Source organism: Pseudomonas sp. SbOxS1, from assembly GCF_013416725.1.
Lineage (GTDB): Bacteria > Pseudomonadota > Gammaproteobacteria > Pseudomonadales > Pseudomonadaceae > Aquipseudomonas.
In genome coordinates this window covers 260,113-283,155 of the sequence record NZ_JAAVXC010000007.1, presented here as the reverse complement: position 1 = coordinate 283,155, position 23,043 = coordinate 260,113, and the positions used below count along the sequence as shown (strand labels likewise).

The following is a 23,043-nucleotide window of genomic DNA, read 5'->3' as shown; positions in this document are numbered from 1 at the left end:
CAGGAGCAGCAGGATGACCGTCAGCGGTTTCACAGGCCGATCATGTCGCGGTGGACTTCCAGCGAGTTGCGCTCGACCCAGTTGTGTTTCAGCAGGCCATCGGGGCGCACTTCCCAGACTGCGGTGCCGAGCATTTCGAAAGGCGTGCGGCAGGCGCGTCCGCCGACGAATCCGTTGTTCTTGCCGGACAGTTTCCAGCGCGAAGCCACGCGGGTGCCTTCGGCGTTCTGAAAGGTTTCGATGGCGCCGAACTGGAAGTCTTCGATCTTCGCCAGGAACGCAGCGATCCATTCGATGAACTGCTCGCGACCAGTGATATCGACCCCGCCGGAAGTGATGACAAAGTCTTCGGCGACGAACCTGGCCGCTGCTTGCGGGTTTCGTGCCTGCCAGACTTCGCGCCAGAAGTTTTCGACGATTTCTACGGCTTGGTTAGCGGACATGTTGTGTTCCTCTCGAATGGGATGTGGCTATGGAGCAATATTCGAGTTTTGCCATCTAGAACTCCAACGCATAATATTTATCGCATTCAGTTGAAAGGCGAATACATCATGCAGTCCGGCGACCTTGATATTGATTTGCTTCGGGCGTTTATCGCGGTGGCGGAGACCGGCAGCTTCACGGCCGCAGCCGAGGTGGTGGCACGTTCTCAATCGGCGGTGAGCCAGAAGATCCTGCGTTTGGAAGAGATCCTGGGCATGCGGGTTTTCGAGCGCACCAGCCGCTCTTTGGCGCTGACGGCCGAGGGCGAACGGCTGTTGGTCGGGGCGCGCAAAATGCTGTTGCACTTCGATGCGTTCATGCGCGACATCAAGGCGCCGGTGACGCTCAATACCCTGCGCCTGGGCATTTCCGAAAACCTGGTGCCCACGCAACTGCCCAGACTGTTGTCGCGTTTCAGGAAGCTGTATCCCGACCTGGAACTGGAGTTGACCACCGGGCTGAGCCACGACCTGCTGGCCGAGCATGAAGCCGGGCTTCTGGATGTGGTGATTGCCAAGCGCAAGATGGGCGCGGCCCAACGCGGGCGTGTTATCTGGCGTGAACCCTTGATGTGGATGGCAGCCAGCGACTACGAGATGGAAGCGTTGCGACCGGTACGCCTGGTGATGATGCGACCACCGTGCGGCTACCGCGCGATCATGATCGAGGCGCTGGGCTCGGTGCAAAGGGAATGGTCGTCGGCGTGTCTGGCCAGCAACCTTGGTGGTGTGCAGGCGGCGGTTTCTGCCGGGCTCGGAATTACTGCCCTGGGAACCTCGTTCCTGCAGGAGGGGATGCGCATTCTTGAACCGTCGGAAAAGCTGCCGACGTTGCCGTCCACGGAAGTCGCGGTGATTGGCGATGAGCCTCGCACCCAACATCTGGTGCAACCTCTGGTCGCGTTGCTGACCGAGGGGCTGATGTCGGGCGCGGGTCTTACTTGAAAAGGCTCTTACCTGTAGGAGCTGCCGCAGGCTGCGATCTTTTGATCTTGTTTTTCAGAATCGAAAGATCGCAGCCTCGTTTCACTCGACAGCTCCTGCACCGCTCCTAGGGATCAAGTACGCTCGAAAATCGCCGCAATCCCTTGGCCGCCACCGATGCACATGGTCACCAGTGCGTAACGGCCATTGACGCGGTGCAGTTCGTGGATGGCCTTGGTGGCGATGATGGCGCCGGTCGCGCCCACCGGGTGACCCAGGGCGATGCCCGAGCCGTTCGGGTTGACCTTGGCCGGATCCAGATCCAGTTCCTGGCTGACTGCGCAGGCTTGTGCGGCGAAAGCGATGTTGGCTTCGATCACATCCATGTCGGCGACGGTCAGGCCGGCGCGCTTGAGGGCCAGGCGGGTGGCCGGGATCGGGCCCAGGCCCATCAGTTCCGGTTCGAGGCCGGCGTGGGCGTAGCTGACCAGACGGGCGAGTGGGCGCAGGTTGTTGACCTGTACCGCGGCACCGGTTGCCATGACCAGTGCGGCAGCACCGTCGTTGAGGCCCGAGGCGTTGCCGGCGGTGACCGAGCCGTCCTTCTTGAACGCCGGCTTCATCGCAGCCAACTGTTCCAGGGAGGTGGCGCGTGGATGCTCGTCGACGCTAAACAGCTTGGTGCCCTTGCGATCCTGGATTTCCACGGTCGCGATCTGGTCATTGAAGTAGCCATTGGCAATCGCATGGGCTGCGCGCTTCTGGTCTTCCAGGGCCAGGGCATCCTGCATTTCACGGGTGATGCCGTTGCGCGCGGCGACGTTTTCCGCGGTGATGCCCATGTGGATGTTCTGGAACGGGTCATGCAGGATGCCGAGCATGTAGTCGACGGCCTGGACATTGCCCATGCGCGCGCCCCAACGGGCGGATGGCAGCAGGTACGGGCCGCGGCTCATGGATTCGGCACCGGCGCCGATGGCGATGTCGGCATCGCCCAGCATCAGCGTCTGCGCTGCGCTGATGATCGCTTGCAGGCCCGAACCGCACAGGCGGTTGACGTTGTAGGCCGGGGTTTCCTTCGGGATGCCGGCGTTCATCGCGGCAACCCGGGAGATGTAGGCGTCGCGGGTTTCGGTCGGGATCACGTGGCCCATCACCAGGTGACCGACCTGCGCCGGCTCTACACCGGCACGTTGCAGGGCGGCTTTCACGGCGGTGGTCGCAAGCTCCGACGGTGGCACATCCTTGAGTGAACCACCGAAGGTGCCAATGGCGGTACGGGCGGCGCTGACGACGTAGATTTCCGGGGTGTTCATGGTTGTGTTCCTTTCGCTGGATTCTTATCTGTACTGCGATTGAGCAGGGCGTTCAAGGCCGTTTTCGCCTCGACGGTGTTGAGGCGCTGGATGAACAGCAGGTTTTCTTCGCGCAGGGTGGCTTGCAGTTCGGCCATGCCGGCCTGCGTCATCAGTTGCCGGGATTGGCGCAGGGCCTGCTGGGGCATCGCCAGGAAGCGTTGGGCAATCCTGTTGGCCGCGGCCAGGCACTGTTCGCCGTCATCGAAGGCTTCGTTGGCCAGGCCCCAGGCCACCGCTTCGCTGCCATCGAGGCTGTCGCCCAACAGCAGCAGGCGCGCCGCGCGGGCCTGGCCGAGCCGGCGAGGCAACAGCAGACTGGCGCCGAACTCGGGGCACAGGCCCAGGTTGACGAACGGCGTACGCAGCTTGGCGTTTCGGGTCACCAGCACCTGGTCGCAATGCAGCAGCAGGGTGGTACCGATGCCGATGGCGGCCCCGCACACCGCCGCGATCAACGGCTTTTGCAGGTGGGTCACGGCGCGCATCAGGCGGAATGCCGGGCTGTCCAGGTGCGTCGGCGGCTCTTGCAGGAAGTCCACCAGGTCGTTGCCGCTGGTAAAACAGTTCGGGCCACCGGTGACGATGACCACCCGGATTTCGTCGTTCTCGTCGGCCGCAAACAGCAGGTCGGCCAAGCGCGTGTACATGCCGTTGGTCAGCGCGTTGAGCTTGTCGGGGCGATCGATGGTCAGTGTCAGCACGCCATCGCGCAGTTCTTGTTTGATCAGGTCGGTCATGGATGGCTCTGGCAGAGTCGGTTCAATGGACACTTTAAGCGTCAGGCAATCCCCGCAGCTATGACAAAACGGGTCAACCGACCTGATGCTTTTTGCCATATCGCGCCGTCAAAACGACCCACACACCCATTCGGGGTATGGTGCGGTCCGGCGAATCCACCAATAGTAGGGTCATCCGCTCATCCAGAGCCGAACTCGCTTGATAAGGTGCATTTGCTATGGGCAAGACACTGCTTAAGGTGATTTCCAGTCTGTTTGTTGTACCGCTGACCCTGAGTGCCCACGCCGGTGAGGTGAACGACAGCAATACGTTGCGGCTGTACAACTGGGCGGACTACATCGGTGAGAAAACCCTGGCCGATTTCGAAAAGGCCACCGGGATCAAGGTGATCTACGACACCTTCGACGCCTATGAAACGGTGCAGGCCAAATTGCTCACCGGCCACTCCGGTTACGACCTGATCGTGCTGAATGCCTCCCTCGCACCGCCGCTGATCCAGGCCAAGGTGTTCCAGCCTCTGGACAGGAAATTGCTGCCGGGCTGGAGCAACCTGGACCCGAAAGTCTTGCACGACCTGCAAGGCTTCGACCCGGGCCCGACCTACTCGGCGCCTTATACCTGGGGCAGCAACGGCATCACTTACAACGTCGATAAGATCAAGGAGCGCATGCCGGATGCGCCGATCGGCTCGCTGGCGATGATTTTCGATCCGAAGATCGTCTCGCGCTTCGCCGACTGTGGCGTGACCTTGGTCGATGCACCTACCGAAGTGATTCCCCTGGCGCTCAAGTACCTGGGCCGCGATCCGCGTAGCGCCAAGCCGGAGGACTTGAAGGCGGCGCAGGAACTGTTGCTGTCGGTGCGCCCGTACATCCGCAAATTCGACTCGGTCAATTACCTGACCAGCCTGCCCAACGGCGATGTGTGCATGGCCATGACCTGGTCCGGCGATTACGCGACGGCCATGGCCCGCGCCGAAGAAGCCAAGTTGAACATCAACCTGTCCTATTTCATTCCCAAGGAAGGTTCGCTGATCTGGTTCGACAACATGTACATCCCGGCCGACGCGCCCCATGTCGCCAACGCGCACAAATTCCTTGAATACCTGATGCAGCCGCAGGTGATGGCGGACGTCACCGATTACATCCATTACGCCAACAGCAACGCGGCGGCCACGCCGTTGTTGAATGCCGATGTGCGCAACAACCCGGCGATCTACCCCGATGACGCCACCCGCGAGCGCCTGTTCCCGCAGAAGACCCAGGACGCCAAGGACATGCGCGCCATGACCCGGGTCTGGAGCACGGTGAAAAGCGGCATCTGATTCGTTCGATCGTTAGTCAATCCGGTTAGAGGTTTATTTATGGCGACGCCAACACGCACCGTTTTTTCCCCAGCGGACGAGTCCCGGCTGGTCAAGGCCGACAAGGCCCACCATATGCACGGCTATCACGTGTTCGACGAGCACGCCGAACAAGGTTCCCTGAACATCGTCGCAGGCGACGGCGCCTACATCTACGACACCCAGGGCAACCGCTTTCTCGATGCCGTGGGCGGCATGTGGTGCACCAATATCGGCTTGGGTCGTGAGGAAATGGCCCAGGCCATCGCCGATCAGGTACGGCAACTGGCCTATTCCAATCCGTTTTCCGACATGTCCAACAACGTGGCCATCGAGCTATGCGAAAAGCTCGCCAGCCTCGCGCCCGGCGACCTCGATCATGTGTTCCTCACCACCGGCGGCTCAACGGCCGTGGACACCGCGTACCGCCTGATCCAGTACTACCAGAACTGCCGCGGCCTGCCTGAAAAGAAGCACGTCATCGCCCGTTTCAACGCGTACCACGGCTCCACCACCCTGACCATGTCGATCGGCAACAAGGCCGCCGACCGGGTGCCGGAGTTCGATTACGCCAACCCGCTGATTCACCACGTGTCCAACCCCAACCCCTACCGCGCGCCGGAGGGCATGGACGAGGCGCAGTTCCTCGAATTCCTGGTCAAGGAGTTCGAAGACAAGATCCTGTCGATCGGCGCGGACAAGGTCGCCGGGTTCTTCGCCGAACCGGTGATGGGCTCGGGCGGGGTGATCATTCCGCCCAAGGGCTACCTCAAGCGCATGTGGGAAGTCTGCCAGCGCTACGACATCCTGTTCGTCGCCGACGAGGTGGTCACTTCGTTCGGTCGCCTGGGCAAGTTCTTTGCCTCAAAGGATGTGTTCGACGTACAGCCCGACATCATCACCACCGCCAAGGGCCTGACCTCGGCGTACCTGCCGCTGGGCGCGTGCATCTTTTCCGACCGCATCTGGAAGGTCATCGCCGAGCCGGGCCAGGGCCGTTGCTTCACCCACGGTTTTACCTACAGCGGCCATCCGGTGTGCTGCACGGCGGCGCTGAAGAACATCGAAATCATCGAACGGGAAAACCTGCTGGCCCACGTCGACGATGTTGGCGGCTACCTGGAACAGCGACTGGCCACGTTGTGCGATCTGCCTTTGGTGGGTGATGTGCGTTGCCTGAAATTGATGGCCTGCGTGGAGTTCGTCGCGGACAAACGCACCAAGGCGTTGTTCGCCGATGAGATCAACATCGGTGAGAAGATCCACGTGCGCGCACAGGCCAGGGGCTTGCTGGTGCGGCCGATCATGCATCTGAACGTGATGTCGCCGCCGCTGATCCTCACTTATGCCCAGGTCGATGAAATCGTCGAGATCCTGCGCGACTGTATCCTCGAAGTGGCCGCCGAGCTTGAGGCGAGCGGACAGTACGCCGGCCAATGATTTCGTCAGTCGGGTTGTTACCAAGGGCGTGTGCAGCCGCTAGACTGCGGGGCATGAGCAAACCAGACGACGATACGCTGATCGCGATGCCCTTCGGGGCATTGCACAAATGGCATGGGGGAATGCGTGAGGCATTCGCCCATATCGATGAGCCCGACGCCCTGCAATACCTGGCGTCGGCGTTGGCGCAGCTGGTGTCCATCGAATCCATGATGATCAGCCTGGAGCGCAAGGACCGCGCGCCGCAGTTGCTGTATCAGCGCGGGATTGCCCAGGAGTATCAGGTCTCGATACTCGAACGCTATTTTGCCGGGGGCTACTTGCTCGACCCGTTCTGCCTGGCGGTGGAGCAGGGGTTGGCGCAAGGCTTTTATCACCTGGAAGAAATCGCGCCGGACAACTTCTTCGACAGTGACTATTACAAGGCTTATTACCTCAATGCGGGCTGCTCGGAAGACAGCTACTACATCGTCGATACCGGCAATGACACCAAGATCTCGGTGAGCCTCTATCAAGGTTTTGGCGGTGCATGCCTGCGGGCCGACCAACTGAACCTGCTGCGCGCCGTTGAACCGCTGGTGCGCGAGTTCATCAACGAATTCAGCAAGCGTGGCCTGCTGCGCAGTAGCGAGATCCAGGGCAATAACGATCAAGGCCTGCGCGATGATCTCAAGCATCGGGTGCAATCGGCGTTCGAGCAGTTTGGGTGCAACGTACTGACCGAACGCGAGCGCGAAGTGGCGCACATGGTGTTGCGAGGGCACTCGGTGAAATCCACAGCCAGCCAGATGAACATCTCACCGGAAACCGTGCGCATGCACCGCAAGAATCTGTATTTGAAGCTGGAGGTGGGGTCGCAATCGGAGTTGTTTGCGCTGTTTATCGAGTGGTTACGCGGGCATTGATTGCCTGACACAACCGATAAACTGTAGGAGCGAGCCTGCTCGCGATGGCGGTAGTAAGGTCAATATTTTCATTGAATGTTATGGCCTCATCGCGAGCAGGCTCGCTCCCACAGGGGTGCGGCGGTTGAACTCAACAACTGTGAACACTCAAAAAACTGTAGGAGCAAAGCTTGCTCGCGATAGCAGAGTGTCAGGCGACGATGATGTCGACTGGTTCTCCGTTATCGCGAGCAAGCTTTGCTCCTACAGGTGGTTTTTGGTTGACCACAAGATCTGTGGTCAACCAGGAGGCTTGATCAATCTTCGCGTTTGACCACCAGGGTCAAAATGTCATAGCTGGCCACCAGCTCACCGAGCTGGTTGGTGACTTCCACATCCCACGCCACCACCCCTTGCGGGATGCCTTGCGGGCTCTTCTTGCCCTGGTCGATCTTGCGTTTGCAGGTCAGGCGGGCCTGGATGGTGTCGCCGATGCCCACCGGATTGATGAAGCGTAGGGTGTCGAGGCCGTAGTTGGCCAGGACCGGGCCGACGCCTGGGGATACGAACAGGCCGGCGGCGGCCGACAGCACGAAGTAGCCGTGGGCGATGCGCTTGCCGAATTGCGATTCCTTGGCCGCGATGTCGTCGAAGTGCATGTAGAAGTGGTCGCCCGACAGGCAGCCGAAGTTCACCAGGTCGGCTTCGGTGACGGTGCGGCGGTGAGTCAGCAGCGACTCGCCGATCTGCAGGTCCTGGAAGTAGCGACGGAACGGGTGCACTTCGGTTTCGATGACCTTGGCGCCGCGTACGTATTCGCCGGTAACTGCCGCGAGCATGGTTGGCGAACCTTGTACCGCGGCGCGTTGCAGGTAGTGTTTCACCGCACGCAGGCCGCCGAGCTCTTCACCGCCGCCGGCACGACCCGGGCCGCCGTGCTTGAGTTGTGGCAATGGCGAGCCGTGACCGGTGGATTCACCGGCGCAGTTGCGGTCCAGCACCAGCAGGCGGCCGTGCAGTGCAGCGGCCACCGGTACGGCTTTGGCCGCGATTTGTGGGTCCTTCGTCACCAGGCTGGCCACCAGGCTGCCCTTGCCGCGAGCGGCCAGTGCCAGTGCTTCGTCCAGATCGTCATACGCCATCAAGGTGCTGACCGGACCAAACGCTTCGATGTCGTGGGCGCCGCCTTCGGCGTGCGGGTCGCGGGCCTGCAACAGGGTCGGGGCGAAGAACGCGCCCTTGTCGACATTTTCGCCGCGCGGTTCGAAACCGTCGCGGGCGCCGAACAGCAGGTCGCTGCTCTGCAACAGCATTTCCAGGCGCTCGGCCACGTCTTTCTGTTGATCGTGGGACGCCAGCGCACCCATGCGCACGCCTTCCACCGACGGGTCGCCGACCACCACTTTGGCCAGGCGATCACGCAGGCGAGTAGCGACTGCATCGATGTGCTTGGCCGGGACGATGGCGCGGCGGATGGCGGTGCATTTCTGCCCGGCCTTGGTGGTCATTTCCCGGGCGACTTCCTTGATGAACAGCTCGAACTCTTCGTCGTCCGGGGTGACGTCCGGGGCGAGGATCGCGCAGTTCAGCGAATCGGCTTCGGCGGTGAACGGCACCGAGTTGCGGATCAGGTTCGGGTTGACCCGCAGCTTGGCGGCGGTGTCGGCGGAACCGGTAAAGGTCACCACGTCCTGGCCTTGCAGGCGGTCGAGCAGGTCACCGGTGCCACCGATGATCAGCTGCAGGCTGCCCGCTGGCAACAGGCCGGATTCGTCCATCAGGCGTACCACGGCTTCGGTCAGGTAGCTGGTGGCGCTGGCTGGCTTGACGATGCACGGCATGCCGGCGAGGAAGCTCGGCGCGAATTTTTCCAGCATGCCCCAGATCGGGAAGTTGAAGGCGTTGATGTGGACCGCCACGCCACCGCGCGGCACCAGGATGTGGGTGCCGGCGAAGGTGCCCATCTTGCTCAGTTGCAGCGCCGGGCCTTCGTGGACCACGTTGCCCGACGGCAACTCGCGGGCACCGAGGCTGGCGTAGGTGAACAGCGTGCTGTTGCCGCCTTCGATGTCGATCCAGCTGTCGGCACGGGTCGCGCCGCTGTGGTGGGAAATCGCGTAGAGCTGTTCCTTGCGCTCGGCCAGGTACAGGGCCAGGGCCTTCAGGCGCTGGGCACGTTGCTGGAAGTCCAGCGCCATCAGGCCGCTGACGCCTTGGCGGCGACCGTGTTCGATGGCTTCGGCGAAGTCCGGGCGCTCTTCGTGGGTGCGGAAGATTTCACGGCCGTCGATGGCGCTGCGCAGGGTTTGCGCGCCTTGTTGGCCGATCCAGCGGCCGGCGATGAAACTCTGCAGGGTAGGGGCGTGGGACATTGCAAATGCTCCGGGTTTGGTCATCAAGTTAAGAATCAGTGCTGGCTGGCGCCAGAAGCGCCAATGCCGGTCATGGAACGAATGAACTGCGCCAGGTAACGGCCGCGCTCAAGGGCGGCACGTGGCGAACGGTCGGTGACGGAAAACAGCCAGGCGCTGAAAAAGGCCAGGCTCATGGAGAACAGCGCCGGGTTGGAATACGGGAACAACGCCTTGTCGTGATGCAGCACGTTGACCCACACCGCCGGGCTCAGCACCAGCAGGACGATGGCCGACACCAGCCCCATCAGGCTGCCGATGACCGCGCCACGGGTGGTCAGGCCTTTCCAGTACATCGAAAGGAACAGCACCGGGAAATTCACCGACGCGGCGATGGCCAGTACCAGGCCGGACAGGAAGGCAATGTTCTGCGATTCGAACAACAGGCCAAGGATGATCGCCAGCACACCGATGCACAGGGTGGCGATTCGCGAAACGCGCATTTCCTGCTGTTCGCTGGCCTGGCCCTTGCGCATCACGCAGGCATAGAGGTCGTGGGACACCGCCGAGGCGCCGGACAGTGCCAGCCCGGCCACCACCGCGAGAATGGTGGCGAAGGCCACCGCCGAAATGAAACCGAGGAACAGGTTGCCGCCGACAGCCTGGGCCAAATGCACGGCAACCATGTTGCCGCCGCCGATGATCGCGCCGGCGGCATCGCGATACGCCGGATCGGTGCCGACCATGACGATCGCGCCGAAGCCAACGATGATCAGCAGCAGGTAGAAGTAGCCGATGAAACCGGTGGCGTAGAACACGCTTTTACGCGCTTCCTTGGCGTCGCTGACGGTGAAGAAACGCATCAGGATGTGCGGCAGGCCAGCGGTGCCGAAGATCATGCCCAGCCCCAGGGAAATCGCATCGATCGGGTTGGACAGCAAGGCGCCGGGCGCCATGATCGCGCTGCCCTTGGCGTGCACGGCGGTGGCGCCAGCGAACATCGCTTCGGTGCTGAAACCGAAATGCTTGAGCACCATGAACGCCATGAAGCTGGTGCCGAACAGCAGCATCACTGCCTTGATGATCTGTACCCAGGTGGTGGCGAGCATGCCGCCGAAGGTGACGTAGAACACCATCAGCACGCCGACCAGCATCACTGCGTACAGGTAGTCGATGCCGAACAGCAATTCGATCAGCTTGCCGGCGCCGACCATCTGCGCCACCAGGTACATCAGGGCCACGGTCAGGGTGCCGAAGGCCGAGGTCAGGCGCACGGGTGTCTGTTCCAGGCGATAGGAGACCACGTCGGCGAAGGTGTATTTACCGAGGTTGCGCAGGCGTTCGGCGATCAGGAACAGGATGATCGGCCAGCCAGCCAGCACGCCCAAGGCGTAGAGCAAGCCGTCGTAGCCGTTGAGGAACATCATCGCGGAAATGCCGAGGAAGGACGCTGCCGAGATCATGTCGCCGGCAATCGCCAGGCCGTTCTGGAAACCGGTCATGCCGCCGCCGGCGGTGTAGAAGTCACTGGCCGAGCGGGTGCGCAAGGCGGCCCAGCGTGTCACGCCAAGGGTGAACAGCACGAACAGCATGAACATGCCGATGGCGTTCCAGTTCAGTGGACGGGATGCACCGTCTGCAGCCACGGCCATGTCCGTCACCACTGCCAGCGGCAGCAGGAACAACGCGAGAAGGCGGCTCATCGGACGCACTCCTGCTTGAGTTTTTCGTTCAGCGGGTCGATCACGTTGTTGGCGCGATAGACATAGAAACCGGTCAAGGCAAAGGCCAGCACCACGATCACCACACCCACCAGCATGCCCACGGTGGTCACGCCACCGCTCAGGGACTGGCCAAGGGTGGAGGGGGAGAACGCCACCAACAGGACAAAGCCGAAATAGATCACCAGCATGATCAGCGACAGCGACCAGTACAGCGCCTGCTTGCGGCGTACCAGCTGGATGAAGTCGGGGTGCTGGTGGATGAGTTCTATGTCTTTGGGTGTCATGGAGCGCTCTCCTTTTTGTTTTTGTTGTTGTGTGAAGCAGGTTTGGAAGTGCTGCCTAGACCCTGTAGGAGCGAGGCTTGCCCGCGAAGACTGTGTATCTGGCGACATCAATGTTGGATCTGATGGCCTCTTCGCGGGCAAGCCTCGCTCCTACAGGGATTGCGGTGTTTCAGAGCTGATCGAAATCCAGCACCACCTTGTCGGTGATCGGGAAGGCCTGGCACGACAGCACATAGCCGGCGGCCACTTCGTAGTCTTCCAGGGCGTGGTTGCTGTCCATTTCCACTTCGCCTTCGATGACCTTGCATTTGCACGTCGAGCACACGCCGGCCTTGCACGAGTACGGCAGTTCGGCGCCCTGGGCGTTGCCTGCATCGAGGATGCTCTGGCTGTTGCGCGGCAGGTCGAAGGCCAGGGCGCGGCCATCGCTGATCACGGTGATCTGGCTGACCGCCGCATCGACCTGGCGGGCGGCTTCGCGGGCTTCGCGTTTCTGCTGGCTGCCGGCGGCGGCGAACAGTTCGAAATGAATGCGTGCAGGATCCATGTCCCTGGCCTTGAGGCTGTCGCGCACGGTCTCGGTCATTTCCTGTGGGCCGCAGATGAAGGCGGCGTCGAGGGTCTTGACGTCGAGCCAGCGGCTGAACAGCTGCTCGCATTTCTCGGCGTTGATCCGGCCGTTGTACAAGTCCACATCCTGCTGCTCGCGGCTGAACACGAAGATCAGGTTCAGGCGTTGCAGGTACCGGTTCTTCAGGTCTTCCAGCTGTTCGCGGAACAGGGCGCCGGAGCTGGAGCGGTTGCCGTACAGCAGGGTGACGCGGCTGTGGGGCTCGGTTTCCAGAGTGGTCTTGATGATCGACAGGATCGGCGTGATGCCACTGCCGGCCGCGACTGCCAGGTAGTTGCCGTGGCGAGCAGGGTCGAGTTCCACGCTGAAATGCCCGGCGGGCGGCATCACTTCCAGGCTGTGCCCGGCCTTCAACTGCTCGTTGGCAAACGCGGAAAAGCGTCCGCCGGCCACGCGCTTGATCGCCACGCGCAGTTCACCGTCGTTGACCCCGGTGCAGATCGAGTAGGAACGGCGCACTTCTTCGCCGTCCAGCTGGGTGCGCATCACCAGGTGCTGGCCCTGGGTGTAATGAAAGCTGTCTTGCAGGTGCTGCGGAATCTCGAAGGCGATGGACACCGCGTCACGGGTTTCGGTGCGCACATCCTTGATGGTCAGGCTGTGAAATTTGCTCATTGTTGTTCTCCAGCTGGACGGTCGATGCCGCTCAGATGCACTTGAAATAGTCGAACGGTTCCCGGCAATCGACGCAGCGATACAGCGCCTTGCACGCGGTGGAGCCAAACTCGCTGAGCACCTCGGTGTGGACGCTGCCGCATTGCGGGCAGGAGATCACCGGGCTCTCACCGAGCAGGCTGCGTTTGCTGGTGCTGCCCTCGGGTGGCGCAATACCGTAGGCGCGCAGGCGCTCGCGGCCGCTGTCGCTGATCCAGTCGGTGGTCCAGGCCGGGGTCAACCGGCGCTCCAGGTTTGGTGCCTGGAAACCGGCCTGCTCCAGCGCCTCCCGGATATCGCCCTCGATCACTTCGGTGGCGGGGCAGCCGGAGTAGGTCGGGGTGACCACCACGTGCAAGTGCCCGGCCTGCCAATCGAGATCGCGGACAATCCCCAGGTCAACGACGCTGACCACCGGCACTTCCGGGTCCATGACTTGCGACAGGATCGCCCAGGCGGCGGTTAAGTCGCTCGGTTGTACCGGCCGGGCGCCCTGGTCGCTGGCGATCAGCTCACCAGGTTGCATCGGGGTACGCTCGTGGCAGGAACTGCATTTCGGCCAGCAGAATCCCTAAGTGCTCGGTGTGCAGGCCTTTGCGTGCGTTCAGGTAGAAATAGCTTGGCGCGGCCGGCACGGGCAGGGTGGCGCTGGCGAAGATCTGGTTGACCTTGGCTTGCCATTGCGCCGCCACGCTGGCGATGTCCGGGGTGATGCCGGCTTCGCACAGACGCTGCTCGCTGTCATCGGCGGCGATCAGTTCCACGGTGAAACGCCAGACTTCCGGGATGGCCGCGAGCATGCGCTTGTGGCTTTCTTCGGTGCCGTCGCCCAGGCGCTCGACCCATTCGCCGGAGCGGCGCAGGTGATAGGTGACTTCCTTCACCGCTTTGGCGGCGATCCCGGCGATGCGTTCGTCGCTGGACTGGCTCAGGCCCTGGAGGACTGGCAGGTGCCAGGCGTCATACAGGAACTGCTTGAGGATGGTCACCGCGTAGTCGCCGTTGGGTTGTTCCACCAGCAGCAGGTTGCGGTAGGCGCGTTCGTCGCGGCGGAACGCCAGGTCGTCGGCGTCGCGGCCGTCGTCCAGCAGCTCGGCGGCGTAATCCAGCCAGTTGCGCGCCTGGCCCACCAGGTCGAGGCCGACGTTCATCAGCGCCAGCTCTTCTTCCAGTGCCGGGGCCTTGCCGCACCACTGGCACAGGCGCTGGCCCTGGATCAGGGCGCTGTCGCCCAGGCGCAGCAGGTATTCGATCAGATCGGTCTTGTTATTCATGGTCGACCTCACATGTGCCCGACTTCGGCCGGCAGCTCGTAGAAGCTGGCATGGCGGTAGACCTTGTCGTCCGACGGGTCGAACAGCGGGTCTTTTTCATCCGGCGACGAAGCGGTGATCAGCGCCGAAGGCACCACCCACAGGCTCACGCCTTCGCTGCGACGGGTGTAAAGCTCGCGCGCGTTCTCGATGGCCATGGTGGTGTCGGCGGCATGCACGCTGCCGACGTGTTTGTGGTTGAGGCCGTGCTTGCTGCGCACGAAGACTTCGAAGAGGGTCCACTCGGACATGACATTCACTCCACATCGGTTGCTTTGTAGGAGCTGGCTTGCCAGCGAAGACGGCAGTGAAATCGCCGCTACTCTCGAGGCCGCCTTCGCTGGCAAGCCAGCTCCTACACGGTTTGTTGGCCGAATCAGGCGGCGTTCTTGTTTTGTTTTTTGCGGGCGTGGGCGACGGCGGCTTCACGAACCCAGGCACCGTCTTCAATCGCCTTGCGGCGGGTGGCGACGCGTTCCTGGTTGCACGGGCCGTTGCCCTTGAGCACTTCGTAGAATTCGTCCCACTGGATCTGGCCGAAGTCGTAGTGGCCGGTCTCGGCGTTCCACTTCAGGTCCGGATCGGGGCAGGTGCAGCCCAGCAGTTCCAGCTGCGGGATGGTCTGGTCGATGAAGCGCTGGCGCAGTTCGTCGTTGCTCTGGCGCTTGATCTTCCAGGCCATGGACTGCGCGCTGTTCGGCGAATGTTCATCGCTCGGGCCGAACATCATCAGCGACGGCCACCACAGGCGGTTGATCGCGTCCTGGACCATGTCTTTTTGCGCCTGGGTACCGTGACGCATCATGGTCAGGAGAATTTCGTAGCCCTGGCGCTGGTGGAAGCTCTCTTCCTTGCAGATACGGATCATCGCCCGCGAGTACGGACCGTAGGAGGTGCGCTGAAGCACTACCTGGTTGACGATCGCCGCGCCATCCACCAGCCAGCCCACCGCGCCCATGTCGGCCCAGTTCAGCGTCGGGTAGTTGAAGATGCTCGAATACTTGGCTTTACCGCTGTGCAACTTGTCGATTTCTGTATCGCGATCGGCGCCCAGGGTCTCCATGGCGCTGTACAGGTACAGGCCGTGACCGGCTTCGTCCTGGATCTTGGCCATCAATTGCAGTTTGCGTTTGAGGCTTGGCGCACGGGTGACCCAGTTGCCTTCCGGGAGCATGCCGACGATTTCCGAGTGGGCGTGCTGGGAAATCTGCCGGATCAGGGTTTGCCGGTAGGCATCGGGCATCCAGTTCTTGGCTTCGATCTTGATTTCTGAATCGATTTTTTCCTGGAAGGCGCGCTCCTCATCGGACATCTCCGAGAGGTCTTTGATGCGCTTTACGCCTGTTTCTACGAGCTGTGCGTACATGGGGGTCTCCCGCCGTGAATCTGTTCGAGGGCATGGAGAACTTTATAAGCGATACAGAAATTAATATCAAACAGAAAATGACGTGTCGTATTTGTTTTTGTATCGCTTTGGGATGAGCGGTCCTTCCTGACACACCGTTCCCCCTCCTGTAGGAGCTGGCTTGCCAGCGAAAGCGGTGGATCAGCAGGCGAATTTATCGAATGGACGAATGTCTTCGCTGGCAAGCCAGCTCCTACAGGGGGCGGTTGCTGTTGACCTGAAAAAGCCCAAAAAAAAGCCCCGCATCAGCGGGGCTCAAAGGGGTGCAGCAGTCATGCTTTAGGGCGTTTATCCACGACGTGGCAGGCTTTGCCCTCGGAACGCTTGATCGAATGGAAAGGCTGCAGGACGATTCGCGAGCTGATCCCGATATACGTCTTGATGTGCTTGCTCAGTTCGCCACACACAGCCTTCTGCTGTTCGTCGCTCAGGTGCTGGTGCTCGGCCTTGAGTTCCACATGCACATCAACGCTGTCCAGGTTGCCATTGCGATACAGATGGATCTCGTAGCACTCGGAAAGCTGTTTGATTTTCAGTACTTGCTCCTCGATCTGCGTCGGGAACACGTTCACCCCGCGGATGATCAGCATGTCATCGCTGCGCCCGGTGATCTTGTCGATACGCCGCATCGGCCGTGCGGTACCCGGCAGCAGGCGCGTCAGGTCGCGGGTGCGGTAGCGGATCATCGGCAGGGCTTCTTTGCTCAGGGAGGTGAACACCAGTTCGCCCATCTGGCCGTCCGGCAGCACTTCTCCGGTGACCGGGTCGATGATTTCCGGGTAGAAGTGGTCTTCCCAGATGGTCGGGCCGTCCTTGGTCTCGGCGCATTCCATGGCGACACCCGGGCCCATGATTTCCGAGAGGCCGTAGATGTCCAGGGCGGTGATGCCCATGCGCGCTTCGATGGCGCTGCGCAGCTCGGCGGTCCACGGCTCGGCGCCGAAGATGCCCAGGCGCAGGGCCAGTTTGTGCGGGTCGATGCCCTGGCGCTCGATCTCGTCGGCGATGTTGAGCATGTAGGACGGCGTGACCATGATGATGTCCGGCTGGAAATCCTTGATCAGCTGCACTTGTTTTTCGGTCTGGCCGCCGGACATCGGGATTACCGTGCAACCCAGGCGTTCGGCACCGTAGTGCGCGCCGAGGCCGCCGGTGAACAGGCCGTAGCCATAGGAAATGTGCACCTTGTCGCCACGTCGGCCACCCGCCGCGCGGATCGAGCGCGCAACCACGTTGGCCCAGGTGTCGATGTCGTTCTGGGTGTAGCCGACGACGGTCGGTTTGCCGGTGGTGCCGCTGGACGCGTGCAGGCGCACCACGTCGTGCATCGGCACGGCAAACATGCCGTAGGGGTAGTTGTCGCGCAGGTCGGACTTGGTGGTGAAGGGGAACTTCGCCAGGTCGTCGAGGGACTTGATGTCGTCGGGGTGCACGCCCAGTGCATCGAAACGCTGACGGTACAGCGGCACATTCTTGTAGGCGTGGTTCAGGCTCCAGCGCAGGCGCTCCAGCTGATGCTGGCGCAGCTCGTCGATGCTGGCGGTTTCCAGCGGGTCCAGCACGGGATCCAGCACGGCTTGGGCAATTGGCATGTTCATGTGTTCACTCGAATTGTTTTTGTGTTCCGGCCCCTGCATGCAGGGGCTTTGAGTGCATGCCCCAAGGATACCTCTCGGCTCCCCGGGAATCGCGATTCTTTAGTGGGATAGACGCTCGATGATCAGCGCGATCCCTTGGCCGACACCGATGCACATGGTGCACAGGGCATAGCGGCCATTGCGTTCCTCAAGTTCGTGCAGGGCGGTGGTGACCAGGCGAGCGCCGCTCATGCCCAGCGGATGGCCCAGGGCGATGGCGCCCCCGTTGGGGTTGACCCGTGGGTCGGTGTCGCTCAAGCCCAGTTCGCGCAGTACCGCCAGGCCCTGCGCGGCAAAGGCTTCGTTGAGCTCGATCACGTCCATGTCCGCCAGGCTCAGGTTTGCAACCTCCAGCACCTTGCGGGTGGCCGGCACCGGGCCGATGCCCATGATGCGCGGCTCGACGCCAGCGGTCGCCATCGCCACCACCCGACCGCGGGCGGTCAGGCCGTGGCGTTTGGCGGCTTCGGGGCTTGCCAGCAGCAGCGCGCAGGCACCGTCGTTGACGCCCGAGGCGTTGCCGGCGGTGATGCTGCCGCCTTCACGGAACGGCGTGCCCAGTTTGGCCAACTGCTCAAGGGTGGTGTCGCCGCGTGGGTGCTCGTCGTGCTCGACCACTTTGGCCGGGCCTTTGCGCTGGGGAATTTCCACCGCGACGATTTCTTTCGCCAGGCGTCCGTTGGCCTGGGCAGCGGCAGCGCGTTGCTGGCTGCGCAGGGCGAACGCGTCCTGGTCGGCGCGGGAGATGTTGAACTGTTCGGCGACGTTCTCTGCTGTTTCCGGCATGGAGTCGATGCCGTAGGCCTTTTTCATAAGCGGATTGACGAAGCGCCAGCCGATGGTGGTGTCGAAAATCTCGGCGGCACGGGAAAACGCCTGTTCGGCCTTGCCCATCACCAGGGGGGCGCGGGACATGGATTCCACGCCACCGACCAGCATCAGCCCGGTTTCGCCACTGCGAATCGCCCGCGCCGCAGTGCCGACCGCGTCCAGCCCGGAGCCGCACAGGCGATTGAGGGTGGTGCCGGGCACGCTGGCCGGCAACCCGGCCAGCAGCGCCGACATGCGCGCGACGTTGCGGTTGTCTTCGCCGGCCTGGTTGGCGCAGCCGTAGATCACGTCGTCAACGGTGTTCCAGTCGACTTGCGGGTGGCGGCGCAGCAGTTCGCGCAGCGGCACCGCGCCGAGGTCGTCGGCGCGCACGCTGCTCAGCACTCCGGCATAACGGCCGATCGGGGTGCGTACGGCGTCGATGATCAGGGCGTCATTCATTTGGGGTCTCCTGTGCCAGCACCGAGCCGCGCACTTTGTAGGACTTGCCGTGGAACAGGGCGATCAACTGGCCCTGCTGGTTTTCAATGCGTACGTCGTAGTTGCCGGTGCGGCCGGAGCGGCTTTGCTCGATGCAATCGGCATTCAACGTGTCGCCCAGGCGCGCCGGAGCGATGTAGTCGATGCTGCAGCCGATGGCCACGGTGGCTTCGTTGTAGCTGTTGCAGGCAAAGGCGAACGCCGAATCGGCGAGGGCGAACAGGTAGCCGCCGTGACAGGTGCCGTGGCCTTGGACCATGTCCGCGCGCACGGTCATGCCCACGCGAGCGGAGCCTGGGCCGGCGGACAGCAGGCGCATGCCCATGGCCTGGCTGGCGTTGTCGCGCTGGAACAAGGCTTGCGCGCAGTCGCTGGCCAGGGTCATCGCTTCATGGTTAGTCATGGAAGTTTCTCCCTTCGGCCACGCGACGGCGCAGCAGCAGCGATGGCCGGTAGCGTTCTTCGCCGTACGCGGCTTGCAGGTTGTCCAGTGTGCTGAGGATGTGCGGCAGACCCACGGCATCGGCCCAGGCCAGCGGACCTTGGGGATAATTGACCCCGGCGCGCATCGCCAGGTCGATGTCAGTAGCCGAGGCCACGCCTTGCAGCAGGGCGTCGGCGGCCTCGTTGGCGAGCATTGCCACGGTGCGCAGGACGGCGAGGGCCGGGCTGTCGCTGAGCAGGCTGACCTTGAGCCCGGCCCGTTGCAGCAGGGCGACGCCTTGTTCCAGTGCCTGCGGATCAATGCCTGCCGCGTAGCTGATCGCGATGCGCTGGGCCTTGGCGTAATCGTGGGCCAGATCCAGCAGAATCAGGTTACTTAGCCCGTCTTCCTGGGCGCGCTGACAGGCCATACGCCCGTCACTCAGGGCCAGCACTGCATCACCGACCCGCAGCAAGCCGCGGCCATCGCGTTGCAGGACTTCGACGCCTTGTTCGCGCAGGCGCCCAAGCAGACCTTGGGCGATCCCCAGGTCACCTTCGGCAACGCAAACATCGACGGTCGCCGCACTGCTGATTTCAGCCGCTGGCGGACGTTCGGCGCCTTGGGCGTAGCTATAGAAACCCTGTCCGCTCTTGCGCCCCAGTCGTCCACCGTCTACCAGTTCTTTCTGGATCAACGATGGCTGAAAGCGCGTGTCCTGGTAATAGGCGTCAAACACCGAACACGTCACGGCATAGTTGACGTCATGGCCGATCAGGTCGGTCAGCTCGAACGCACCCATGGCAAAACCACCGGCCTCGCGCATCAGCGCATCCAGGGTCGGGCAATCGGCGGCGCCTTCCTGCAACAGGCGCAGGCTTTCGGCGTAGTACGGTCGGGCCACGCGGTTGACGATGAAGCCCGGCGTGGAGCGGGTGTGTACCGGTTTCTTGCCCCAGGCCCTGGCGGTGTCGTACAGGCACTCGGCCAAAGCCGGATCGCTGGCCAGGCCCGAGACGATTTCCACCAGCGCCATGACCGGCGCCGGGTTGAAGAAATGCAGGCCAAGCAGGCGTTGCGGGTGCTGCAGCTGCGCAGCAATGCTGGTGATCGACAGCGACGAAGTGTTGCTCGCCAGGATGCACTGCGCGCTGCAGATGCCTTCCAGCTGGCGGAACAACGCGCGCTTGACCTCAAGGTTCTCGACGATGGCTTCGATGATCAGGTCGCAATCGGCCAGGGCTTCAATGGCTTCCACGGCCTGCAAACGGGCGATGGTTGCGCTGCGCGAATCGGCGGACAGCTTGCCGTTCTCGACCCGTTTGCCCAGTTGCCGGTCGATGCCTTCGATGGCCTGGGCGGCAGCGCCGGGGCGATTGTCCAGCAGTAGCACCGGATGCCCGGCCTGAGCCGCGACCTGGGCAATGCCGGCGCCCATGGCGCCGGCGCCGATCACGGCGATGCGTGCAGAAGTGTTCAATGCGCTCATGACTCAGCGTCCCTTGAAGCTTGGGGTGCGTTTTTCCATGAAGGCGCCGACGCCTTCGCGGTAATCCTCGCTACGCCCGGCCAGGCGTTGCAGGTCCCGCTCCAGTTCCAGCTGTTCATCAAAGCTGTTGCTCATGCTGGCGTTGAGGCTGCGTTTGATCAGCGCCAGGCCGTAGGTCGGCTGGGTGGCCAGGTGTTGTGCCAGCTTCAGCGCTTCATCGCGCAGTTCGGCGTCTTCCACGCAGCGGTAAATCAAGCCCCATTGCTCGGCCTGTTCGGCGCTCAGGCGATTGCCGAGCAGGGCCAGTGCCTTGGCGCGGGCCATGCCGACCAGGCGCGGCAGGGTCCAGGTGCCGCCGGAGTCAGGGATCAGGCCGATCTTGCAGAAAGCCTGAATGAAGCTGGCCGAACGCGCCGCCAGTACCAGGTCGCAGGCCAGCGGAATGTTCGCGCCGGCACCGGCGGCCACGCCGTTGACCGCGCAAATCACCGGCATCGGCAGGTCGCGCAGTTGGCGGATCAGCGGGTTGTAGAACTTCTCGATGGACTCGCCCAGATCCGGCACGGCACTGCCCGGCGCGACATTGCGGTCGCTCAGATCCTGGCCGGCGCAGAAGCCACGGCCTTCACCGGTCAGCAGCAGTACGCGCACGTCGGGGTTCTGCCGCACCTGTTTCAGCGCTTCCTTCACTTCGCCATGCATCTGGGTGTTGAAACTGTTGAGCTGGTCCGGGCGATTGAGGCTGAGCAGGGCGACGCCGGCCTCGATGGAAAACAGGATGTGTTCGAAGTTCATGGTCTTGGCGCTCTCTTGGAATTCGTTAGGCGGGTTACTGGCCGGTGAAAGTCGGCGTGCGTTTTTCCTGGAAGGCGGCAATGCCTTCATCGCGGTCGCGGGTGCCGGCCAGCACGGTGAAGGCGTGGCGCTCGAAGCGCAGGCCGCTGGCCAGGTCGGTGTCCATGGCCTTGAGCAGCGCTTCCTTGGCCAGGCGTACTGCCAGCGGTGCCTTGGTGGCGATCTGGCGGGCGACCTGCAGGGCGCGGTCGACGGTGAATTCAGGCTGGGTGACTTCGCTGACCAGACCGGCGCGCTGGGCCTGGCGGGCGTCGATCGGCTCGCCGGTCAGGACCATTTGCATGGCCATGGATTTGCCGACGGCGCGCAGCAGGCGTTGGGTGCCACCGGCGCCGGGCATGATCCCGAGGTTGATTTCCGGCTGTCCGAAACGCGCGTCTTCACCGGCAATGATGATGTCGGCGTGCATCGCCAGTTCGCAGCCACCGCCCAGGGCGAAGCCGTTGACGGCGGCGATCAGCGGTTTGTTGAAGCGGGTGATGGCCTGCCATGAGGCCTGGCGTGGGTCGTCGAGGATGCCGACCAGGTCGCGCTCGGCCATTTCCTTGATGTCGGCACCGGCCGCGAAGGCCTTGCGGCTGCCGGTGATGACCACGGCGCGGGTCGCGGGGTCGGCTTGGGCGACGCTCAGTTCCTCGGCCAGTTCACCCAGCAATTGGGTGTTCAGGGCGTTCAGCGCTTGTGGGCGCTGCAGGGTAATCAGACGAACGCCAGGCTCGATGAATTCGACGTCAAGGGTTTGAGGCATGGCGGATGCCCTCACGGTTAACGCTCGGCGGTGATGCCGGCTTGTTATTGGATCGGCAGCAGGGGCCGGTTTTGCCGGAGTATACCTACAATGTGATACGCAAAATCAACATCAAAGTTAATTTAATGTGTCCTATTGGTGGTCGTTCTACTTGTTTTTCGTAATGTGCAATCGCTGATGATTGCGGGTTAGAGCCCGGTTTTATTGGGTTACATGGCTGTCTGTACGACAAAAAGCAGGTCGTCGGAAAAGCCCTTTTCAAGCGATACGGTTTTTTGTCTTTGTGAATGTAAAAGCGATGTGATACAAAATAAGTCAATATTTGCATCGCTTTCGAAGGAAGCTGCCATGACCTGCTACAGCCTTGATGGCCTGACCCCGGTGGTTGACCCGAGCGCCTACGTGCATCCGTCCGCCGTGTTGATCGGTGACGTGATCATCGGCCCCCACTGCTATGTAGGGCCGCTGGCCAGCCTGCGCGGTGATTTCGGGCGGATCGTGCTGGAGGAGGGCGCCAACATTCAGGACACCTGCGTGATGCACGGCTTCCCCGACAGCGACACGGTGGTCGAACGCAACGGCCATATCGGCCACGGCGCCGTGCTGCACGGGTGCCGGATCGGCGCCGACGCACTGGTGGGGATGAATGCGGTGGTGATGGATAACGCGCACATCGGCCCGCGGTCTTTTGTGTCGGCGGCAGCGTTCGTCAAGGCCGGGTTCGAATGCCCGGAGCAGTCGCTGGTGATGGGCGCGCCGGCCAGTGTCAAACGCATGCTCAGCGATCAGGAAGTGGCGTGGAAGCAGGCGGGCACTCGTGAGTATCAAGAGCTGGCCAAGCGATGCCTCACGCAGATGCAGGTTTGCGAGCCGTTGGCAGAGCCGGAGCCGGATCGCCTGCGTATCAGTGACAGCGGTCATCGCCCCAAAGGTAATAGCGCCTTGTAGGAGCCAGGCTTGCCGGCGAACAAGACGACGCGGTGTTCCAGATACAACGCGTCATCGTTCTTCGCCGGCAAGCCTGGCTCCTACGAGGGATTGGGATTAAC

The 23,043-nt window shown here is 62.4% G+C and carries 22 protein-coding genes; 5 read left to right on the top strand and 17 right to left on the bottom strand.

Annotation, left to right across the window (positions count from 1 at the left end):
- Nucleotides 1–29: 29 nt before the first annotated feature.
- Nucleotides 30–443: an ester cyclase gene (locus tag HFK74_RS11785; RefSeq protein WP_180203644.1), complete on the bottom strand. Its 414-nt coding sequence runs from the start codon at nucleotides 441–443 to the stop codon at nucleotides 30–32.
- 108 nt (nucleotides 444–551) lie between these two features.
- Between HFK74_RS11785 and HFK74_RS11780 the strand changes: the two genes are divergently transcribed.
- The gene (locus HFK74_RS11780; protein ID WP_180203643.1) at nucleotides 552–1,427 is read left to right on the top strand and encodes a LysR substrate-binding domain-containing protein; all 876 of its coding nucleotides are present in this window, start codon (nucleotides 552–554) and stop codon (nucleotides 1,425–1,427) included.
- 113 nt (nucleotides 1,428–1,540) lie between these two features.
- On the opposite strand, the gene HFK74_RS11775 is transcribed toward HFK74_RS11780, so the two are convergent.
- Both HFK74_RS11775 and HFK74_RS11770 read right to left on the bottom strand, forming a co-directional pair.
- Entirely contained in the window at nucleotides 1,541–2,722 is a 1,182-nt protein-coding gene (locus tag HFK74_RS11775) for an acetyl-CoA C-acyltransferase family protein (protein ID WP_180203642.1), read from the bottom strand.
- Complete coding sequence (locus HFK74_RS11770) at nucleotides 2,719–3,501, bottom strand: enoyl-CoA hydratase-related protein (RefSeq protein WP_180203641.1); 783 nt, start codon at nucleotides 3,499–3,501, stop codon at nucleotides 2,719–2,721. Before HFK74_RS11770 ends, HFK74_RS11775 begins: the two co-directional genes overlap by 4 nt.
- 218 nt (nucleotides 3,502–3,719) lie before the next feature.
- Here HFK74_RS11770 and HFK74_RS11765 point away from each other — a divergent pair, with 218 nt between their 5' ends.
- From HFK74_RS11765 to HFK74_RS11755, 3 genes are read left to right on the top strand one after another with little or no spacing between them, the layout of a single operon-like run.
- Nucleotides 3,720–4,826, top strand: a complete 1,107-nt coding sequence (locus HFK74_RS11765) for a polyamine ABC transporter substrate-binding protein (protein ID WP_180203640.1) — start codon at nucleotides 3,720–3,722, stop codon at nucleotides 4,824–4,826.
- 39 nt (nucleotides 4,827–4,865) lie between these two features.
- Nucleotides 4,866–6,284 carry an aminotransferase gene (locus tag HFK74_RS11760; RefSeq protein ID WP_180203639.1) on the top strand — a complete coding sequence of 473 codons (1,419 nt, stop codon included), beginning with the start codon at nucleotides 4,866–4,868 and terminating at the stop codon, nucleotides 6,282–6,284.
- Between the two features lie 53 nt (nucleotides 6,285–6,337).
- Nucleotides 6,338–7,189: a LuxR C-terminal-related transcriptional regulator gene (locus HFK74_RS11755; protein ID WP_257230299.1), complete on the top strand. Its 852-nt coding sequence runs from the start codon at nucleotides 6,338–6,340 to the stop codon at nucleotides 7,187–7,189.
- Nucleotides 7,190–7,485: 296 nt separating this feature from the next.
- Here the strand turns inward: HFK74_RS11755 and paaZ are convergent, their stop codons facing one another.
- From paaZ to paaF, 14 genes are all read right to left on the bottom strand, one after another.
- Nucleotides 7,486–9,540 carry a phenylacetic acid degradation bifunctional protein PaaZ gene (gene paaZ / locus HFK74_RS11750; RefSeq protein ID WP_180203637.1) on the bottom strand — a complete coding sequence of 685 codons (2,055 nt, stop codon included), beginning with the start codon at nucleotides 9,538–9,540 and terminating at the stop codon, nucleotides 7,486–7,488.
- A gap of 35 nt (nucleotides 9,541–9,575) precedes the next feature.
- Nucleotides 9,576–11,222 carry a cation acetate symporter gene (locus tag HFK74_RS11745; RefSeq protein WP_180203636.1) on the bottom strand — a complete coding sequence of 549 codons (1,647 nt, stop codon included), beginning with the start codon at nucleotides 11,220–11,222 and terminating at the stop codon, nucleotides 9,576–9,578.
- Nucleotides 11,219–11,527 (bottom strand): DUF485 domain-containing protein, encoded by a 309-nt coding sequence (locus tag HFK74_RS11740; RefSeq protein WP_180203635.1) that lies wholly within the window; start codon nucleotides 11,525–11,527, stop codon nucleotides 11,219–11,221. The genes HFK74_RS11745 and HFK74_RS11740 overlap by 4 nt, the downstream gene beginning before the upstream one ends.
- Before the next feature lie 169 nt (nucleotides 11,528–11,696).
- A complete protein-coding gene (gene paaE / locus HFK74_RS11735) occupies nucleotides 11,697–12,773 on the bottom strand; it encodes a 1,2-phenylacetyl-CoA epoxidase subunit PaaE (protein ID WP_180203634.1) in 1,077 nt (358 codons plus the stop codon).
- 31 nt (nucleotides 12,774–12,804) lie between these two features.
- A complete protein-coding gene (gene paaD / locus HFK74_RS11730; protein WP_180203633.1) occupies nucleotides 12,805–13,338 on the bottom strand; it encodes a 1,2-phenylacetyl-CoA epoxidase subunit PaaD in 534 nt (177 codons plus the stop codon).
- The gene (gene paaC, locus HFK74_RS11725) at nucleotides 13,325–14,086 is read right to left on the bottom strand and encodes a 1,2-phenylacetyl-CoA epoxidase subunit PaaC (protein WP_180203632.1); all 762 of its coding nucleotides are present in this window, start codon (nucleotides 14,084–14,086) and stop codon (nucleotides 13,325–13,327) included. Before paaC ends, paaD begins: the two co-directional genes overlap by 14 nt.
- 8 nt (nucleotides 14,087–14,094) lie before the next feature.
- Nucleotides 14,095–14,376 carry a 1,2-phenylacetyl-CoA epoxidase subunit PaaB gene (paaB, locus tag HFK74_RS11720; protein WP_007943393.1) on the bottom strand — a complete coding sequence of 94 codons (282 nt, stop codon included), beginning with the start codon at nucleotides 14,374–14,376 and terminating at the stop codon, nucleotides 14,095–14,097.
- 125 nt (nucleotides 14,377–14,501) lie between these two features.
- The gene (gene paaA / locus HFK74_RS11715; RefSeq protein WP_180203631.1) at nucleotides 14,502–15,491 is read right to left on the bottom strand and encodes a 1,2-phenylacetyl-CoA epoxidase subunit PaaA; all 990 of its coding nucleotides are present in this window, start codon (nucleotides 15,489–15,491) and stop codon (nucleotides 14,502–14,504) included.
- Nucleotides 15,492–15,802: 311 nt separating this feature from the next.
- Nucleotides 15,803–17,128 (bottom strand): phenylacetate--CoA ligase PaaK, encoded by a 1,326-nt coding sequence (gene paaK, locus HFK74_RS11710; RefSeq protein WP_008056254.1) that lies wholly within the window; start codon nucleotides 17,126–17,128, stop codon nucleotides 15,803–15,805.
- A gap of 99 nt (nucleotides 17,129–17,227) precedes the next feature.
- Complete coding sequence (gene pcaF, locus HFK74_RS11705; protein ID WP_180203630.1) at nucleotides 17,228–18,439, bottom strand: 3-oxoadipyl-CoA thiolase; 1,212 nt, start codon at nucleotides 18,437–18,439, stop codon at nucleotides 17,228–17,230.
- Entirely contained in the window at nucleotides 18,432–18,881 is a 450-nt protein-coding gene (paaI, locus tag HFK74_RS11700; protein WP_180203629.1) for a hydroxyphenylacetyl-CoA thioesterase PaaI, read from the bottom strand. Before paaI ends, pcaF begins: the two co-directional genes overlap by 8 nt.
- Complete coding sequence (gene paaH, locus HFK74_RS11695) at nucleotides 18,874–20,391, bottom strand: 3-hydroxyacyl-CoA dehydrogenase PaaH (RefSeq protein ID WP_180203628.1); 1,518 nt, start codon at nucleotides 20,389–20,391, stop codon at nucleotides 18,874–18,876. Before paaH ends, paaI begins: the two co-directional genes overlap by 8 nt.
- 3 nt (nucleotides 20,392–20,394) lie before the next feature.
- A complete protein-coding gene (gene paaG / locus HFK74_RS11690; protein WP_020795545.1) occupies nucleotides 20,395–21,186 on the bottom strand; it encodes a 2-(1,2-epoxy-1,2-dihydrophenyl)acetyl-CoA isomerase PaaG in 792 nt (263 codons plus the stop codon).
- A gap of 34 nt (nucleotides 21,187–21,220) precedes the next feature.
- Entirely contained in the window at nucleotides 21,221–21,994 is a 774-nt protein-coding gene (gene paaF / locus HFK74_RS11685; protein ID WP_180203627.1) for a 2,3-dehydroadipyl-CoA hydratase PaaF, read from the bottom strand.
- 348 nt (nucleotides 21,995–22,342) lie between these two features.
- On the opposite strand from paaF, the gene paaY reads away from it, so the two are divergent.
- Nucleotides 22,343–22,942, top strand: a complete 600-nt coding sequence (gene paaY, locus HFK74_RS11680) for a phenylacetic acid degradation protein PaaY (protein WP_180203626.1) — start codon at nucleotides 22,343–22,345, stop codon at nucleotides 22,940–22,942.
- Nucleotides 22,943–23,043 lie beyond the last annotated feature (101 nt).

Coding starts and splice junctions, on each gene's coding strand:
- pcaF (WP_180203630.1), bottom strand. CDS start 18,439: ATGAATGACGCCCTGATCATCGACGCCGTACGCACCCCGATCGGCCGT.
- paaZ (WP_180203637.1), bottom strand. CDS start 9,540: ATGTCCCACGCCCCTACCCTGCAGAGTTTCATCGCCGGCCGCTGGATC.
- paaF (WP_180203627.1), bottom strand. CDS start 21,994: ATGCCTCAAACCCTTGACGTCGAATTCATCGAGCCTGGCGTTCGTCTG.
- paaY (WP_180203626.1), top strand. CDS start 22,343: ATGACCTGCTACAGCCTTGATGGCCTGACCCCGGTGGTTGACCCGAGC.
- HFK74_RS11745 (WP_180203636.1), bottom strand. CDS start 11,222: ATGAGCCGCCTTCTCGCGTTGTTCCTGCTGCCGCTGGCAGTGGTGACG.
- HFK74_RS11760 (WP_180203639.1), top strand. CDS start 4,866: ATGGCGACGCCAACACGCACCGTTTTTTCCCCAGCGGACGAGTCCCGG.
- HFK74_RS11775 (WP_180203642.1), bottom strand. CDS start 2,722: ATGAACACCCCGGAAATCTACGTCGTCAGCGCCGCCCGTACCGCCATT.
- paaI (WP_180203629.1), bottom strand. CDS start 18,881: ATGACTAACCATGAAGCGATGACCCTGGCCAGCGACTGCGCGCAAGCC.
- HFK74_RS11765 (WP_180203640.1), top strand. CDS start 3,720: ATGGGCAAGACACTGCTTAAGGTGATTTCCAGTCTGTTTGTTGTACCG.
- paaG (WP_020795545.1), bottom strand. CDS start 21,186: ATGAACTTCGAACACATCCTGTTTTCCATCGAGGCCGGCGTCGCCCTG.
- paaD (WP_180203633.1), bottom strand. CDS start 13,338: ATGCAACCTGGTGAGCTGATCGCCAGCGACCAGGGCGCCCGGCCGGTA.
- paaE (WP_180203634.1), bottom strand. CDS start 12,773: ATGAGCAAATTTCACAGCCTGACCATCAAGGATGTGCGCACCGAAACC.
- HFK74_RS11780 (WP_180203643.1), top strand. CDS start 552: ATGCAGTCCGGCGACCTTGATATTGATTTGCTTCGGGCGTTTATCGCG.
- paaH (WP_180203628.1), bottom strand. CDS start 20,391: ATGAGCGCATTGAACACTTCTGCACGCATCGCCGTGATCGGCGCCGGC.
- paaK (WP_008056254.1), bottom strand. CDS start 17,128: ATGAACATGCCAATTGCCCAAGCCGTGCTGGATCCCGTGCTGGACCCG.
- HFK74_RS11785 (WP_180203644.1), bottom strand. CDS start 443: ATGTCCGCTAACCAAGCCGTAGAAATCGTCGAAAACTTCTGGCGCGAA.
- HFK74_RS11770 (WP_180203641.1), bottom strand. CDS start 3,501: ATGACCGACCTGATCAAACAAGAACTGCGCGATGGCGTGCTGACACTG.
- HFK74_RS11740 (WP_180203635.1), bottom strand. CDS start 11,527: ATGACACCCAAAGACATAGAACTCATCCACCAGCACCCCGACTTCATC.
- paaA (WP_180203631.1), bottom strand. CDS start 15,491: ATGTACGCACAGCTCGTAGAAACAGGCGTAAAGCGCATCAAAGACCTC.
- paaB (WP_007943393.1), bottom strand. CDS start 14,376: ATGTCCGAGTGGACCCTCTTCGAAGTCTTCGTGCGCAGCAAGCACGGC.
- HFK74_RS11755 (WP_257230299.1), top strand. CDS start 6,338: ATGAGCAAACCAGACGACGATACGCTGATCGCGATGCCCTTCGGGGCA.
- paaC (WP_180203632.1), bottom strand. CDS start 14,086: ATGAATAACAAGACCGATCTGATCGAATACCTGCTGCGCCTGGGCGAC.